Origin of the sequence: Flavobacterium sp. FlaQc-30, assembly GCF_044005885.1 — a bacterium.
In the GTDB taxonomy this organism is placed as follows: domain Bacteria; phylum Bacteroidota; class Bacteroidia; order Flavobacteriales; family Flavobacteriaceae; genus Flavobacterium.
This window is the reverse complement of sequence record NZ_JBIPCO010000023.1, coordinates 1-679: the sequence shown is the minus strand read 5'-3', so window position 1 is coordinate 679 and position 679 is coordinate 1. Positions and strand designations below refer to the sequence as shown.

1 protein-coding gene is annotated in these 679 nt (G+C 36.4%); it reads left to right on the top strand.

All coding sequences use genetic code 11. The features are described from left to right. Positions 1-679, top strand: a 679-nt coding sequence (locus ACHRV0_RS21565; RefSeq protein WP_395442498.1) for a DUF2931 family protein, incomplete at both ends; no start/stop codon positions are given.

Genomic DNA, 679 nt, shown 5'->3' with positions numbered 1-679 from the left:
GAATATTTTTATCACGGGAAAAGCATTGCTGGTGCTTCTTCTGGCACAGGGGCAGATCAAGGATGGGGCATTACTAGCGGCGGTTATGTTGGAGGCGACAAATACAAGCCCGTTCCCGATAGCATGGCGGTAAAATGGGTCTGTTCAATCGACAACTTAGTATATAGAGGAGGGTTTAAATTGCCTAGAGAAAAAATGCTAGAATTGTTAAAAAAAAAAGTGATAGATTCTTATGGAGTTCAAAACGACTACAGCGTCATTGTTGCCGGAATGGCTCCCGGTGGTAATATAACTCTATGGATGCAGGGAGGGTATGCCAGTACTGAAATAGCAAAATTTAAAATTTTAAAAGGAGAAGAGGATAAAAACATAGATGATGATTACAAAAAAAAAGAGATAAAGTCATGGGGCAATTATCTTACTTATTGGAAAATTCATGGTATTCCTTATTCTGTCTGGGAGAAAGGAGAAAAAGAATATCTTTATGATATTGGTTTCACGACAGAAGAAGAAGATAAAAGAGATTATAGTATAGCCATTGCGGGATATACCAAAGATGGCAGTATAATATATTCAAATAAAGATCCGATTCCATACTTAAAATGGAATGAAAATGTAAAGCTAAATGTTGCAAAAGGTAAAAAACTTCCTGTACAGTTTTATATTCAATGGATCTCGC